The sequence below is a fragment of the Cellulomonas carbonis genome (assembly GCF_014636275.1).
Taxonomy (GTDB): Bacteria; Actinomycetota; Actinomycetes; order Actinomycetales; family Cellulomonadaceae; genus Actinotalea; species Actinotalea carbonis.
Genome location: NZ_BMEB01000002.1, coordinates 733,386 through 747,431, shown reverse-complemented (window position 1 = coordinate 747,431; position 14,046 = coordinate 733,386). Strand labels below are relative to the sequence as shown.

The following is a 14,046-nucleotide window of genomic DNA, read 5'->3' as shown; positions in this document are numbered from 1 at the left end:
GGTCACGCGCGACGCACCGCCCCGTCGTGCCGTCCCACCGCCCTGGCCCCCTCGGCTCTCCCCCGCGCCCCCTCGCCCTGCCGATCACGGACCCCTAGCGTGTGCGCATGGCAGCGACGACGCCGGCGACCGAGCTCGAGGTGCGCGGCCGCACCGTCCGGGTCACCAACCCCGACCGCGAGTACTTCCCCGCGCGGGGCCTGACCAAGCTCGACCTCGTGCAGTACTTCGTGTCCGTGGGCGACGGCATCCTCGGCGCGCTCCTGCACCGGCCGACGACGCTCGAGCGCTGGCCCAAGGGGGTCTTCGAGGGGGCGCGCCTGTCCACCCGGGCCGACAACAGCGGGGACGCCTTCTACCAGAAGCGCCTCCCGCAGGGCGCCCCGCCCTACGTCGAGACCTCGACGATCGCGTTCCCGAGCGGGCGGACGGCCGACGAGGTCTGCCCGACCGAGCTCGCCGTCGTCGCGTGGGCGGCGAACCTCGGCACGGTGACGTTCCACCCGTGGCCGGTGACGCGCGACGACGTCGAGGCGCCCGACCAGCTCCGCATCGACCTCGACCCGCAGCCCGGGACGGACTTCCACGACGCCGCGCGCGTCGCGCCCGAGGTGCGCGCGATCCTGCACGAGATGGGCATGGAGGGCTACCCCAAGACCTCCGGCGGGCGCGGCGTCCACGTCTTCGTGCCCATCGAGCCGCGGTGGACGTTCACCCAGGCGCGACGCGCGACGATCGCGCTCGGCCGCGAGCTCGAGCGGCGGCTGCCGGACCTCGTCACCGTCAAGTGGTGGAAGGAGGAGCGCGGGCAGAAGATCTTCGTCGACTACAACCAGATGGCACGCGACCGGACGATCGCGTCGGCGTACTCGGTGCGCGCGAACCCGCGGGCGACGGTGTCGACGCCGGTCACCTGGGAGGAGCTGCCCGACGTCGACCCGGACGACTTCGACGTGACGACGGTCCCCGCGCGCTTCGCGCAGGTGGGCGACCTGTACGCGCCGCTCGTGGCGGGTGCCGCCGAGCGGTTCTCGATCCGCCCCCTCCTGGACCTGGCCGACAAGGACGAGCGCGACCACGGCCACGGCGACCTGCCCTACCCGCCGGAGTACCCGAAGATGCCGGGCGAGCCCAAGCGCGTCCAGCCCTCCAAGGACCGCGACCGACCCAAGGAGGGGTGACCGCACGACCGGTCCGGGATGAGACGCGCGCCCGGCGGCGTTACCGTGACGGAAGGACCGTCCCCGCCCGCGTGAGGAACGACCATCAGACCCATCGTCTTCGTGCACGGCGTCCGCACCTCGTCGGCCATCTGGACCGAGCAGGTCGCGGAGATGAGCCGTGCGGGCCACCACTGCGTGACCGTCGACCTGCCCGGGCACGGCACCCGCGCCGACGAGCGCTTCACGCTCGAGAGCGCGCACGCCGCGATCGACGAGGCGGTCGAGGCGTGCGCCACGCCGCCGCTGCTCGTCGGCATGTCGCTCGGCGGCTACTCGTCGCTCTCGTACGCGGCCCGCTTCCAGCACAAGCTCGCCGGCGTCCTCCTCGCCGGGTGCTCGACCGAGGTCCGCGGCAAGCCGCTCAGCGTCTACCGCCACCTCGCCGCCCGGGCCGTCCGCGCGTTCCGCCCGTCGGCGAGCGCGTCGTGGCACGTCGTCACCGACATGCTGCACGCGCTGCGCGGGCACTCGTTCCTGCGCGACCTGCGGGTCGTCCACCTGCCGGTCTGGTTCGTCAACGGCGCGCGCGACCCCCTGCGCCTCGACGAGCGCCGCTTCGTCGCCGCGCACCCGGCCGCGCGGCTGACGGTCGTCCCCCGCGCCGGTCACGACGTCAACCTGCACGCGCCGCTCGAGTTCAACCGGCTCCTCGGCGAGGCCGTGCGCGCGCTGCGTCACCCGCACGTCCCGGCGGCGCTGCGCCCGCAGCACGCGCACCGCACCCCCGCCGCGGTCCTCTGACGCGCACCCCACGGGCCTCCGGCACGGGGGCCGGGTGCGTCGCCGCGGGAGAGCCCGCGACCGGTCTCGACGACGACGGCCCGGCGTGACCGGGCCCGGACGGCGTCGCTTTGGACACGCGCGCGGCGGTGGGTACAGTAGGCCCCGCTCGCCGCGGCGAGCGCGCCGCCTTAGCTCAGTCGGCAGAGCGTCTCACTCGTAATGAGAAGGTCAAGGGTTCGATTCCCTTAGGCGGCTCCACCACGACGGGACCGGGATCATCCCGGTCCCGTCGCCCGTTCCCGGGCGGGCACCCCCTACGGGATCGCGGGGACGCGGTGCCGGATGCCGCGCCAGAGGTACAGGACCGGGCCCACCCAGCTCACCGCGATCACCGCGGCCCACACGGACTTGCTCCCGCGGACCTGCGCCGCGGGACGGAACCACAGGTCCGTCCAGGCGGTCGCCGCGAGCGCCAGCTGGACCGACGCCCCGATGAGCACGCCGGTCTTCTGGCGGTCGGTGAGGTCGTCCCACCGGCGTGGACGGTGCTCCGGGTGCTCGACCGAGGTGGTCATGGCGTGCTCCCTCCCGAGGGGCCCTGCACCTCCACGCTCCGCCCGGCGCGCGGCCGGAGCGAGGGGCGAAGGTCCCGGACGCGGTCGAGGGTGGTCGAGGGTCCGGTCTCCTCAGCCGGCCGCGGTACCGTCCGTCGCGTCGCCGGGCCGCGACCGCTCACCTCCGTCCGGCGGACGGGGGCTTGGGCGCTCCGGCACCCACCGGTTATCGTCGAGTTGGTTGAAGCATCAACCCCGCCGTCGGGCCGTCCACGCGAGGAGTCACGTGAGCAAGCAGCAGCAGAACCGCGACCGCGAGGCGCGTCTCGCCGCGCTCCGCGCCGAGCAGGAGCGCGCCGACCGCAAGCGGCGCCTCGTGATCTGGGGTGCCACGGGCGCCGTGGTCGTGGGTCTCGTCGGCGCCGCTGCCGTCCCGATCGTCAACCAGGCGCGGCAGAACGCCGAGCTCGAGGCCGCCGCGTCGGCTCCCATCGAGGGCGTCGAGGTGTTCGAGGGTCTGCCGGCCAACCACGTCGAGGGCCCGGTCGAGTACGAGACCGCGCCCCCCGCCGGTGGCGACCACAGCGCGGCGTGGCTCAACTGCGGCGTCTACGACGAGGAGGTGCCGCTCGAGAACGCCGTCCACTCGCTCGAGCACGGCGCCGTCTGGATCGCCTACGACCCGTCGCTCCCGGCTGACGACGTCGCGGCGCTCACCGAGAAGGCGACCGGCGAGGCGTACGCGCTCGTGAGCCCCTACGAGGACCTCGACGCGCCGGTCGTGCTGACCGCGTGGGGCCACCAGCTCGAGCTCGAGTCCGCCGACGACCCGCGCGTCGACGTCTTCCTCGAGCGGTACCTCCAGGGCGAGCAGACCCCGGAGCCGGGTGCCGCGTGCTTCGGGGGCGTCGGGACGCCGGTCGCGTGACGGGCGCGGCGCCGGCCGCCGACGGCGGGCCCGAGGGCGTCACCACCGCCGCGGCGACCCGGAGGTCGCGCCGCGCCGTCGCGGCGGCCGTGGTCGGCGCGCTGCTCGTGCTGGCCGCCGTCGTCGTCCTGCTCTGGTCGCGTCAGGCCGTGAGCCCCGTGGACGCGGGGTTCGCGCGCGACATGCAGGACCACCACCTCCAGGCCGTCGAGATGGCGACCCTCGTCCGCGAGGCGACCGACGACCCCGAGATCCGCTCGCTCGCGCTCGACATCCAGCTCACGCAGCAGCACCAGGCGGGGCAGATGTACGGGTGGCTCGAGTCGTGGGGGCTGCCGCAGAACGTCCGCGAGCCGGCCATGACCTGGATGTCCGACGGCGAGCACGGGCACGACGACGAGGCCGCCGCGCTGACGGCCGACGGGCTCATGCCCGGCATGGCGACCCGGGCCGAGCTCAACGAGCTCGCGGGCCTCGAGGGGACAGACGCCGAGCGCCTGTTCCTCACCCTCATGATCGACCACCACGTCGCTGGGGTCGACATGGCGGAGCACGCCGCGCAGGAGGCGCGCGAGCAGGTGGTCCGTGACCTCGCCGGGTCGATCGCCCGCGCCCAGGAGGCCGAGATCGCGGTGCTCGAGGACCTCCTCGCCGCCCGTGGCGGCGCCGACGGCTGAGCGCCGTCCGCCCTGAGCGCGCGGCTGCTCAGCGCCCGCAGACGGCCCCGTCCTCGGGGACGACCCCGTCCACGAGGTAGGCGTCGACCGTCTCGGTCACGCACGCGTCACCGCGCCCGTAGGCCGTGTGACCCTCGCCCTCCCACGTGAGGAGGGTCCCCGACTCGAGCTGCTCGGCCAGCGCGACGCTCCACTCGTAGGGGGTCGCCGGGTCGCCCGTCGTGCCCACGACGAGGATCGGCGCGGCACCCGGTGCGTCGACCGTGTCGCGCTCGCCGACCGGCTCGACGGGCCACGACTCGCACGTGACCTCCGCGAAAGAGGTCCCGAAGGTCGGGGCGACCTTCTCGAGCTCGTCGGCGAACGCCGAGAACTCGTCGAAGCCCCTCTCCACGGTGGCGTAGTCCAGGCAGTTGATCGCATTGAACGCGACCATCATGTTGCTCGTGTACGTCCCGTCCGCATCACGGCGGAGGTAGAGGTTGGCGAGCTGGTACAGGGTCTGCCCGGAGTCGCGGGTCAAGGCCTCCTCGAGCGCGAGCGTGAGATAGCTCCAGCTCTCGTCGTCGTAGAGAGCAGCTGCCAGGCCGTAGAACGCCATCCGCCTGTTCAGCTCGCGCCCGTCGCCGGCCCGCAGGGGACGTTCGCCGATCCGGTCGACGAGTGCTGACACCTGGTCGAGTCCGTCCTCGACGTCGCCCGTCAGGGGACAGCCCTGGCCGGCGAGGCAGTACTCGACGTAGCTCCGCAGTGCGTCCTCGAAGCCCTCGGCCTGACCAGCGACGAACTCGTCGCTGCCGTTCGAGGGGTCGAGCGCACCGTCGAGCAGGAGCCTCCCGACACGGTCCGGGAACAGGTCGGCGTACACCGCACCCAGGAGCGTCCCGTACGAGAAGCCCGCGTAGTAGAGCTGCTCGTCGCCCAGCAGCGCCCGGATGAGGTCCATGTCACGCGCCGCGCTCGCGGTGTCGATCTCACCGATCAGAGGTCCGGTGTCCTCGGCGCACGTCTCGCCGAACTCGCGGACGACGGCCCGCGCCGCATCGAGGTCCGCCTGGCTCTCGATCGGCCGGTACTCCGCGAAGAACTCGTCGACCTCCGCGTCGTCGCCGCACTCGACCGCGCTCGAAGACCCCACGCCGCGCGGGTCGAAGCCGACGACGTCGTACGCCGCGAGGAGCCGGTCGCTCAACGTGCTCGCGACGGCGTAGTCGAGGAACTCGACCCCCGAGGCGCCGGGTCCACCCGGGTTGATGAGCAGGGACCCGATGCGCTCGTCCGCCGGACCCGTGGCGCGGTGGCGCTTGAGGGCGAGGTCGATCCCGCCCTCCTCGGGGTCGTCCCAGTCGAGCGGTGCCCGCACCGTCGCGCACTCCGCGTCGCCGCACTCCTCCCACACCACGCCCTGCGCGTAGAAGGCCTCGATGCTCCAGCCGTCCTGAGCGCCCGGCGTCGACTGCTCCTTGGGCGCGACGCAGCCGGCGAGGGCGAGCACGGCGACGAGGCCGCCTGCGAGGGAGCGCACGAGTGTGCGCGCCGTCAGGCGGGCGGCGGGCCGGGGGGAGGTCACGAGCACGGGGAGAACGGTAACCCGTGGCCCTGACACCCGACCGGGCCCCGGGCGCAGCCCGCGACTCAGCCCTGCGGGCGCAGCGCGACCGCCATGGCCTCGACCGCGAGGAGCGGTGCGACGTTGCCGGCCAGGCGCGTCCGCGCCTCGCCGATCGCGTCCATGCGGCGGATCGTCTGCTCGGGCGTGCCCTCCCCCGCGAGGCGCTCGACCACGTCCGCGGCACCCGTGTTCACCAGGTCGACGCCGGCGCCGAGCTGGTGCACGAGGACGTCGCGGTACAGCGAGAGGAGGTCGACGAGCGCGCGGTCCAGGACGTCGCGCTGGGCGCGCGTGGCGCGCCGCTTCTGGTCCTCCTCGAGCTGGCGCACCTGCGCACGCAGCGCGGGCGGGAGGGTCTGCCCGCCGTCGGCCCCGAGGCTGTGCAGCAGCGCAGCGCGCTCGGCTGCGTCGCGGTCCGCGGTCGCGCTCTTGGCCTCGGCGGTCGCGACCTCGACGAGCTCACCCGCGGTCAGCACGGCGTCGCCGACGCCCCGGATCGCGGCCGCGAGCTCGAGCGTGCGCGCGCGGCGGCTGCGGGCCTCGGGGTCGCGGGCGAGGCGGCGCGCGAGCCCGATGTGGCTCTGCGCGGCACGGGCCGCCGCGTCGGCGACGGCGGGGTCGGCGCCGTCGCGCTGCACGAGGAGCGCCGCGACGTCCGCGACGGGCGGGACGCGCAGGGCGACCCGCCGGCACCGCGAGCGGATCGTCACGACGACGTCCTGCGGGCTGGGCGCGCACAGCAGCCACACGGTGCGGGGCGGCGGCTCCTCGATCGCCTTGAGCAGCACGTTCGACGTGCGCTCGGTCATGCGGTCCGCGTCCTCGAGGACGACGACGCGCCAGCGGCCCTGCGACGGCGCGCGCTGCGCGACGCCGATGAGGTCGCGCACCTCGTCGATCGTGAACGTGACCTTCTCGGTCGCGACCACCGTGACGTCGGCGTGGGTCCCGGCGAGCGCCGTCGTGCACGCCTGGCACCGGCCGCAGCCGCCCTCCTCGCACTGGAGCGCCGCAGCGAACGCCCGCGCGGCGTTCGACCGCCCGGAACCGGGCGGTCCGGTCACCAGCCACGCATGGGTCATCGCGGACGGCTCGTGCACCGCGGCGCGCAGCACGTCGACGACGCGCTCCTGACCGACGACGTCGTCCCAGACGCTCATGCGCGCGACCCGGACGACGCCGGCCCGGGCACCGCCGACGACGAGCCCTCTGCCCCCACGAGCGCCGCGACGCGTGCCCGCACCGCGGCGTGCACCGCCTCGACGGGCTCCGCGGCGTCGAGGACGAGCCACCGGTCCCCACCCGTGGCCGCCCGGTCCAGGAACGCGCGCCGCGTGCGCGCGTGGAAGTCGTCGCCCGCGCTCTCCAGCCGGTCGGGCGCACCCGAGAGCCGCGCGAGGCCGACCGCCGGGTCGAGGTCGAGCAGGACCGTGAGGTCGGGCAGGAGACCCTCGGTCGCCCAGAGCGAGAGCCGCTCGACCTCGTCGGCGCCGAGCGCGCGCCCGTCACCCTGGTAGGCGACCGACGAGTCGAGGTACCGGTCCGTCAGGACGACCGCACCCCGGGCGAGCGCGGGTCGCACGACCGTGTCGACGTGGTGCGCACGGTCCGCCGCGTAGAGCAGCGCCTCGGCCCGCGGACCCATGTGCTCGCCGTGCAGCACGAGCTCGCGCAGCCTGAGCCCGAGCGGCGTGCCGCCCGGCTCGCGCGTCGTGACGACCTCGCGCCCGGTACCGGCGAGCCAGCCCCCGAGCAGCGCGAGCTGCGTCGACTTGCCGACCCCGTCGCCGCCCTCGAACGACACGAAGAGCCCACGGCGGTCGGTCGTGCGGTCCTCGGTCACGGCGTCAGGGTAGCCACAGCGGCCGACACGGCTGCACGGGCGGCAGCGCACGCACCTCACGCCACCGCGCGCGGGCGGGCCCGACCTCCTCGGCCGGGCCGGCCGCTCGTCACTCCCCCGGGTACGCGACGCCGACCTGCCGACGCACCTCGTCCATCGTCCGCATGACGTCGAGCGTCATGTCCCACGTCATGAGCGGGCTCTCGGTCGCACCCTCCGCGACCCGCCGCGCGACCTCGGCGGCCTGGTACTGGAAGCCGCCGTCGACGAGCCCCTCGACCGTGCGGCGCTCACCGTCGGCACGCACGACCGTGAACGTCGTCGGGCGGTAGAAGTCGCTCGCGACCTCGATGCGGCCCTCGGTGCCGCCGATCACGGCCGTCGTCGCCGTGCGTGACCACAGCGTCGTGTGCAGCGACGCCTGGACCCGCTCGCCGTACCCGAGCGCGATGCTGATCTGGCCGTCGACGCCCGTCGGCGTGAGCGAGCCGAGCGCCTGGACCCGGTCGGGCGCGCCGAGCAGGTGGTGCGCGAACGAGACGGGGTACACGCCGAGGTCGAGCAGCGCGCCGCCGGCGAGCCGCGGGTCGTGCAGGCGGTGCGTCGACGGCAGGTGGCCGAAGGCCTGGCCGTGGTCGGCGAGCACGCTCACGACCTCGCCGATCTCGCCGCGCTCGAGCGCGGCGCGCAGCTCGACGACGTGCGGCAGGAAGCGCGTCCACATGGCCTCCATGCAGAAGACCCCCGCGGCCCGGGCCGCGTCGACGACCTCCTGCGCCTCGGCCGCGTTGCGCGTGAAGGACTTCTCGACGAGGACGTGCTTGCCCGCGGCGATCGCCAGGAGCGCGTGGTCGCGGTGCTCGGAGTGCGGCGACGCGACGTACACCGCCTCGACGTCCGGGTCCGCGACGAGGTCCTCGTAGGTGCCGTGGGCCGTCGGGACGTCGTACTCGCGCGCGAACTGCTCGGCGCGGTCGAGGCTGCGCGAGCCGACCGCGACGATCCGGCCCTCGGTGTGGCCGAGGACCGCCTTCGCGAACGTGTGGGCGATCCCGCCCGGGGCCAGGACGCCCCAGCGGAGCGTCGGTGCGGTGCGGGGGTCCTCGGCGGTCGTCATGGGGCAACGGTAGTGGCGACGCCCGGCTCTCCGGGGACGACCCTAGGCTCGGTCCCGTGAGCGACGACGGCACCCGGCCCGCGCGCGTGACCCCACCCCCGCGCGTGCTCGCCTGCGGGCTCGCGACGCTCGACGTCGTCCAGACGGTCGACCGGGTCCCCCGACCCGACGAGAAGGTCGTCGCGCGAGACCTCCTCGTCGCCGCGGGCGGTCCGGCCACCAACGCCGCGGTCACGTGCGCCCTGCTCGGCCTGGACGCGCGGCTGCTGACGCGCGTGGGCGACTCCCCCGTCGGCCGGGTGGTCGCCGGCGACCTCGCGCGCCGCGGCGTCGAGGTGGTCGACGTCGCCGCACCGGGTGCCTCGCCCGCGGTCTCGACGGTGCTGGTCACGGCGGCGACGGGTGAGCGCGCGGTCGCCTCGGTCAACGCGACGCGCGCGGCCGACGACGGCACGGACGCCCGCGCGGTCGATCAGGACGACCGCGTCCCGGACGACGTCCTCGACGGCGTCGCGGCGGTCCTGGTCGACGGTCACCACCTCGACCTCGCGATCCCCGTCGCGCGCGCCGCGCGGTCGCGCGGGATCCCGGTCCTGCTCGACGGCGGCTCGTGGAAGCCGGGCCTGGAGGACCTGCTGGCGCACGTCGACGTCGCGGTGCTCTCGGCGGACCTCCGCGTCCCGCCCGACCACGCGGGCGACGACGACGGGACGGACGACGGCGACCTCGCCGCGGTCGCCCGCCTCGGGCCGGGCGTGGTCGCCCGGTCGCACGGCGGCGACCCGGTCGACGTGCTCGTCGACGGACGCCGCCTCACCGTCCCGGTCGCCCCCGTCGCCGTGGTCGACACCCTCGGGGCGGGCGACGTGCTGCACGGTGCGCTCCTCGCGTGGTGGGCGCAGCACCACGCCGGCCCGGACGCGGCCGACGCGAGCGCGACGGACACCGCGGCGGGCCTGCGGTTCGCGACCGGGGTCGCGTCGCGGTCGTGCGGGGCGGGCGGCGCGCACGGCTGGGCCGACGACGAGCACGCGCTCGCCGCGGCGCGCGCGGAGCTGACCGGCGGTCAGGCCGCGAGCGGCAGCTGACGACGCAGCGAGCTGCGCCCGGTCTCCCACGCGGCGAGCATCTCGGCACCAGCCAGGCCGTCCACCACGAGGTAGGCCTTGGCACCCCACAGCACGTCGTCGCGGACCGCGGGCTCGAGCTCGGCGAGCGCCCCCGCGAGGTCGCGGCCCGCGATCTGCTCGTGCACCGCGTCGGCCTCGACGTGCTCGTCGAAGTAGAACGTGACGTCGTCGCCGTAGCCGGCGCGCCGGAAGCCGTTCGCGTACTTGCGGCACGGGATCGACGACGTCATCTCGAACGCCGCGAGGTGGCCCGTGATGGCGCCGCGGAGGCGCCGGTGCAGGCCGAACAGGCTCATCATGTTCACCGAGGCCAGCGTCCGGGCCGGCACGACGTCGACGTACGCGCCGTCGGCGTCGTCGAGGCCGAGCGCGCGCATCGTGCCCGCGAAGAGCTCGGAGTGGATGTGCCCGGGGCGCCCGCCGCCGTACTCGTCGGCCTGGATCTCCACGAGCGCCGACTTGGGCCGGCCCGTCAGGCGCGGCAGCGCCCAGCTGTGTGGGTCGGCCTCCTTGAGGTGGTAGATCGACCGCTGCACGACGAACTCGTGGAGCTGCTCGTCGGTCGCCTTCTTCGCGACGTACGCGGAGACGCTCGGGCCGTCGTCGGCGGACGTGAACTCGAACAGCGCCCGCGCGACCTCGTCGGCCGTGCGCGCGGTGGTCGCCGGCACGGGCACGAGGGCGCGGAGCGCGGCCTCGAACGCCGTCTCGAGCTCCCGGCGGGCCAGCAGGAGGTCCGGCTCCCACTCCCACGCGTCGTCGACGCCGTCCACGCCGCGGTAGTGCAGCTCGTACATCACCAGGAGCGCGATCTGGACGTCGTCGTCGGCCAGCACGTCGGTGCCGGACGCGACGACACGGCGCGCCTCCTCGACGACGGCGGGCGCGGGGCCGGGCTCGCCCGCGAGGGCGGTGAGCAGCGCGCTGCTGAGGGGTCCGCGTGGCGTCGGACGGCGCATCGGTGTCCTCCTGGGTGCGGGCGGCGGAACCGCCCGCGGCGACGGTGCCTGGGATGTGCCCGGGACGTCCGGGTCCACGACCAGGCTGCCAGCGGGGTGCGGGCGTCGCATCCGCAGCGCCCGTCCGCTCGACGCGCGCGAGCCGGGAGGTCGAGGTTGACTGCCGACGTGAGCCCCACCGAGCCGTCCGCAGCCGTCGCCGCCCCGTGGGCGTCCATCACCGCGTGCCCCGACGGGCCGCTCCTCGTGCGCGGCGACGTCGAGATCCTGCTCGCGGACGGCAGCCCCGCACCGCGCCGACGCGCGACCGTCGCCCTGTGCCGGTGCGGCGCGTCCGGCATCAAGCCGTACTGCGACGGGAGCCACAAGGTCGTCGGCTTCCGCACCGACGACGAGCCGTCGTGCGCCGACGCGTCGGGCTGAGCGCCCCCGCCGGGCAGAGCCGAGCCGCGTGACCGCTACTTCTTGGCGGCCGGCTTGCGGGTCGTCGTCTTCTTGGCCGTCGTCGTGCGACGCGTCTTCTTCACCGGGCCGCGGGCGCGCTTCTCGGCGAGCAGCTCGGCCGCGCGCTCGAGCGTCACGCTCTCGACCGCGTCCTCCTTGCGGAGCGTCGCGTTGGTCTCGCCGTCGGTCACGTACGGGCCGAAGCGTCCGTCCTTGACGACGACGGGCTTGCCCGAGACCGGGTCGTCACCGAGCTCACGCAGGGGGGCGGCCGCCGTCGCGCCGCGACCGCGCTTGGGCTGCGCGTAGATCGCGAGCGCCTCCTCGAGCGTGACGTCGAACAGCGCGTCCTCGCTCGCGAGCGTGCGGGAGTCGGTGCCCTTCTTCAGGTACGGCCCGTAGCGGCCGTTCTGCGCGGTGATCTCCTCGCCGCTCTCGGGGTCGACGCCCACCACGCGGGGCAGCGAGAGCAGGCGCAGCGCGTCGTCGAGCGTGATGGTCTGCAGCTGCATGCTCTTGAACAGCGACGCGGTGCGCGGCTTGGGCGCGGCCGCGAGCGCCTTCTTTCGGGCGGCGGCCGACAGCGACGGGTCGAGCTCGGGCTCGGGCAGGAGCTCGGTGACGTACGGCCCGTAGCGCCCGCTGCGCGCGACGATCGTCGTGCCCGTCGACGGGTCCTCGCCGAGGACGAGGTCGCCGTCGGCCTGGGTCTCGAGCAGCTCGAGCGCCTTGGCGACCGTGAGCTCGTCCGGCGCGAGGTCGTCGGGGACCGACGCTCGACGGCTCTCCGTGCCGCCCTCGGCGGGCGGTCCCTCGAGGTAGGGCCCGTAGCGCCCCACGCGCAGCGTGATGCCCTCGCCGATCGGGACCGAGTTGATCTCGCGGGCGTCGATGTCGCCCAGGTCCTCGACCAGCTGGTGCAGGCCCTCGCCGGCGTCGCCGCGCGACGCGTCGCCGAAGTAGAAGCGCGTGAGCCACTCGACGCGGTCGACCTGGCCCGCCGCGATCTGGTCGAGGTCGTTCTCCATCGCCGCGGTGAAGTCGTAGTCCACGAGGCGGTCGAAGTGCTCCTCGAGCAGCCGGATCACGGCGAACGCGAGCCAGCTCGGCACGAGCGCCTGGCCGCGCGAGAGCACGTACCCGCGATCCATGATCACCGAGATCGTCGCGGCGTAGGTCGAGGGCCGCCCGATCCCGCGCTCCTCGAGCGCCCGGATGAGGCTCGCCTCGGTGTAGCGCGGCGGGGGCGTCGTGGTGTGGCCCTCGGCGTCGAGCCGGTCGGGCGACAGCGCGTCGCCCGCGGCCATGCTCGGCAGGCGCGTCTCGCCCTTGCGCTCACCGCCGTCGGACGCACCCTCGGAGGGGGTGTCGGCACCGTCGCCGTAGCGCTCGGAGTCGCGACCCTCCTCGTACGCCGCGAGGAACCCGCGGAACGTGATCACGGTGCCGGAGGCCGCCAGCTCGGCGTCGCGCCCGTCCGTCGCGACGGCGCCGAGGCGGACGGAGGCCGTCGACCCGCGCGCGTCGGCCATCTGCGACGCGACCGTGCGCTTCCAGATGAGCTCGTACAGGCGGAACTGGTCACCGGACAGCTCGCGGGCCACCTGCGCGGGCGTGCGGAACGAGTCGCCCGCGGGACGGATCGCCTCGTGCGCCTCCTGGGCGCCCTTGTTCTTGGTCGCGTAGACGCGCGGGCGGTCGGGCACGAACTCGGGCCCGTACAGCTCGGCGGCCTGGCGGCGGGCGGCGTCCGTCGCCTGCGTGCTCAGCGACGGCGAGTCGGTGCGCATGTAGGTGATGTAGCCGTTCTCGTACAGCGACTGCGCGGTGCGCATGGTCTGCCGCGAGCTCATGCGCAGCTTGCGGGACGCCTCCTGCTGGAGGGTCGACGTCGTGAACGGCATCGCGGGCTTGCGCGTGTAGGGCTTGGTGTCGACGCTGCGGACCTCGAAGGCCGCGTCGGCGAGGCCCTCGACGAGGCTCCGCGCGCTGCCCTCGTCGAGGTGGACGACGCCGCGTCCGGTGAGCCGGCCCTGGTCGTCGAAGTCGCGGCCCGTCGCGACGCGCGCGCCGTCGACCTGCACCAGGCGCGCGGGGAACGCGCCCTGGGCGGACTCGTCCGCGGGGGCCGAGACGCGGAACTCGCCGCGCACGTCCCAGTAGTCGGCCGGGCGGAACGCCATGCGCTCGCGCTCGCGCTCGACCACGAGGCGCGTCGCGACGCTCTGCACGCGGCCGGCCGACAGGCCCTGCCGGACCTTGCGCCACAGCACGGGCGACACCTCGTACCCGTAGAGGCGGTCGAGGATGCGGCGGGTCTCCTGCGCGTCGACGAGGCGCTCGTCGAGCGTCCGGGTGTTCTCGAGCGCGCGGGCGATCGCCTCGCGCGTGATCTCGTGGAACACCATGCGCTTGACGGGGACCTTGGGCTTGAGCTCCTCGAGGAGGTGCCACGCGATGGCCTCGCCCTCGCGGTCCTCGTCGGTCGCGAGGTAGAGCTCGTCGGACTCCTTCAGGGCCCGCTTGAGCTCCGCGACCTTCTTCTTCTTGTCGGCGTCGACGACGTAGTACGGCGCGAACCCGTTGTCGACGTCGACGGCGAACTTCCCGAACGGGCCCTTCTTCATGTCGGCCGGCAGCTCGGACGGCTGGGGCAGGTCGCGGATGTGACCGACCGAGGCCTCCACGGTGAACCCGTCACCGAGGTAGCCCGCGATCGTGCGGGCCTTGGCCGGCGACTCGACGATCACCAGCTTGCGACCAGACGGCATGGACGACCTGCTTCCTACGTCAGCGGCGGACCGCGACGGGCGGCCCGGACGACGGGCGGACCCGA

The 14,046-nt window shown here is 74.7% G+C and carries 13 protein-coding genes and 1 tRNA gene; 7 read left to right on the top strand and 7 right to left on the bottom strand.

Annotated elements, in window-relative coordinates:
• Positions 1–107 precede the first annotated feature (107 nt).
• From ligD to IEV86_RS08600, 3 genes are all read left to right on the top strand, one after another.
• Positions 108–1,181, top strand: a complete 1,074-nt coding sequence (gene ligD / locus IEV86_RS08610) for a non-homologous end-joining DNA ligase (RefSeq protein WP_043607239.1) — start codon at positions 108–110, stop codon at positions 1,179–1,181.
• A 102-nt stretch (positions 1,182–1,283) separates the two neighbouring features.
• On the top strand, positions 1,284–1,964 hold the full coding sequence (locus IEV86_RS08605) for an alpha/beta fold hydrolase (protein WP_229734564.1): 681 nt from the start codon (positions 1,284–1,286) through the stop codon (positions 1,962–1,964).
• A 164-nt stretch (positions 1,965–2,128) separates the two neighbouring features.
• Positions 2,129–2,204, top strand: a tRNA-Thr gene (locus IEV86_RS08600).
• Positions 2,205–2,260: 56 nt separating this feature from the next.
• Here the strand turns inward: IEV86_RS08600 and IEV86_RS08595 are convergent.
• Positions 2,261–2,521, bottom strand: coding sequence for a hypothetical protein (locus tag IEV86_RS08595; RefSeq protein ID WP_043607236.1), 261 nt, complete (start codon positions 2,519–2,521; stop codon positions 2,261–2,263).
• A gap of 265 nt (positions 2,522–2,786) precedes the next feature.
• Here IEV86_RS08595 and IEV86_RS08590 point away from each other — a divergent pair, with 265 nt between their 5' ends.
• Positions 2,787–3,428: a thioredoxin-like domain-containing protein gene (locus tag IEV86_RS08590; protein WP_043607234.1), complete on the top strand. Its 642-nt coding sequence runs from the start codon at positions 2,787–2,789 to the stop codon at positions 3,426–3,428.
• Positions 3,425–4,105, top strand: a complete 681-nt coding sequence (locus tag IEV86_RS08585; protein ID WP_052426259.1) for a DUF305 domain-containing protein — start codon at positions 3,425–3,427, stop codon at positions 4,103–4,105. Before IEV86_RS08590 ends, IEV86_RS08585 begins: the two co-directional genes overlap by 4 nt.
• 28 nt (positions 4,106–4,133) lie before the next feature.
• Here the strand turns inward: IEV86_RS08585 and IEV86_RS08580 are convergent, their stop codons facing one another.
• The 4 genes from IEV86_RS08580 to IEV86_RS08565 all read right to left on the bottom strand — a co-directional run bounded on the left by IEV86_RS08580 (position 4,134) and on the right by IEV86_RS08565 (position 8,677).
• Positions 4,134–5,681 carry an alpha/beta hydrolase gene (locus IEV86_RS08580; RefSeq protein ID WP_229734563.1) on the bottom strand — a complete coding sequence of 516 codons (1,548 nt, stop codon included), beginning with the start codon at positions 5,679–5,681 and terminating at the stop codon, positions 4,134–4,136.
• 59 nt (positions 5,682–5,740) lie between these two features.
• Positions 5,741–6,877 carry a DNA polymerase III subunit delta' gene (locus IEV86_RS08575; protein WP_043607232.1) on the bottom strand — a complete coding sequence of 379 codons (1,137 nt, stop codon included), beginning with the start codon at positions 6,875–6,877 and terminating at the stop codon, positions 5,741–5,743.
• Positions 6,874–7,560 carry a dTMP kinase gene (tmk, locus tag IEV86_RS08570; RefSeq protein WP_043607230.1) on the bottom strand — a complete coding sequence of 229 codons (687 nt, stop codon included), beginning with the start codon at positions 7,558–7,560 and terminating at the stop codon, positions 6,874–6,876. The genes IEV86_RS08575 and tmk overlap by 4 nt, the downstream gene beginning before the upstream one ends.
• Positions 7,561–7,669: 109 nt before the next feature.
• Positions 7,670–8,677 (bottom strand): Gfo/Idh/MocA family protein, encoded by a 1,008-nt coding sequence (locus tag IEV86_RS08565; protein ID WP_043607228.1) that lies wholly within the window; start codon positions 8,675–8,677, stop codon positions 7,670–7,672.
• Between the two features lie 56 nt (positions 8,678–8,733).
• On the opposite strand from IEV86_RS08565, the gene IEV86_RS08560 reads away from it, so the two are divergent.
• Positions 8,734–9,765 (top strand): PfkB family carbohydrate kinase, encoded by a 1,032-nt coding sequence (locus IEV86_RS08560; protein WP_229734562.1) that lies wholly within the window; start codon positions 8,734–8,736, stop codon positions 9,763–9,765.
• Here the strand turns inward: IEV86_RS08560 and IEV86_RS08555 are convergent.
• A complete protein-coding gene (locus IEV86_RS08555) occupies positions 9,744–10,766 on the bottom strand; it encodes an iron-containing redox enzyme family protein (RefSeq protein ID WP_043607223.1) in 1,023 nt (340 codons plus the stop codon). The two genes, IEV86_RS08560 and IEV86_RS08555, sit on opposite strands and share 22 nt — an antisense overlap.
• A 168-nt stretch (positions 10,767–10,934) precedes the next feature.
• Here IEV86_RS08555 and IEV86_RS08550 point away from each other — a divergent pair, with 168 nt between their 5' ends.
• The gene (locus tag IEV86_RS08550) at positions 10,935–11,189 is read left to right on the top strand and encodes a CDGSH iron-sulfur domain-containing protein (RefSeq protein WP_043607221.1); all 255 of its coding nucleotides are present in this window, start codon (positions 10,935–10,937) and stop codon (positions 11,187–11,189) included.
• Positions 11,190–11,224: 35 nt separating this feature from the next.
• Here IEV86_RS08550 and topA read toward each other — a convergent pair whose 3' ends face one another.
• Positions 11,225–13,981 carry a type I DNA topoisomerase gene (gene topA / locus IEV86_RS08545; protein ID WP_043607218.1) on the bottom strand — a complete coding sequence of 919 codons (2,757 nt, stop codon included), beginning with the start codon at positions 13,979–13,981 and terminating at the stop codon, positions 11,225–11,227.
• Positions 13,982–14,046: the final 65 nt, after the last annotated feature.

What these genes read in the sequence shown, in the direction of transcription:
- topA (WP_043607218.1), bottom strand. Translation starts at nt 13,981, where the DNA reads ATGCCGTCTGGTCGCAAGCTGGTGATCGTCGAGTCGCCGGCCAAGGCC.
- IEV86_RS08595 (WP_043607236.1), bottom strand. Translation starts at nt 2,521, where the DNA reads ATGACCACCTCGGTCGAGCACCCGGAGCACCGTCCACGCCGGTGGGAC.
- IEV86_RS08575 (WP_043607232.1), bottom strand. Translation starts at nt 6,877, where the DNA reads ATGAGCGTCTGGGACGACGTCGTCGGTCAGGAGCGCGTCGTCGACGTG.
- IEV86_RS08555 (WP_043607223.1), bottom strand. Translation starts at nt 10,766, where the DNA reads ATGCGCCGTCCGACGCCACGCGGACCCCTCAGCAGCGCGCTGCTCACC.
- ligD (WP_043607239.1), top strand. Translation starts at nt 108, where the DNA reads ATGGCAGCGACGACGCCGGCGACCGAGCTCGAGGTGCGCGGCCGCACC.
- IEV86_RS08565 (WP_043607228.1), bottom strand. Translation starts at nt 8,677, where the DNA reads ATGACGACCGCCGAGGACCCCCGCACCGCACCGACGCTCCGCTGGGGC.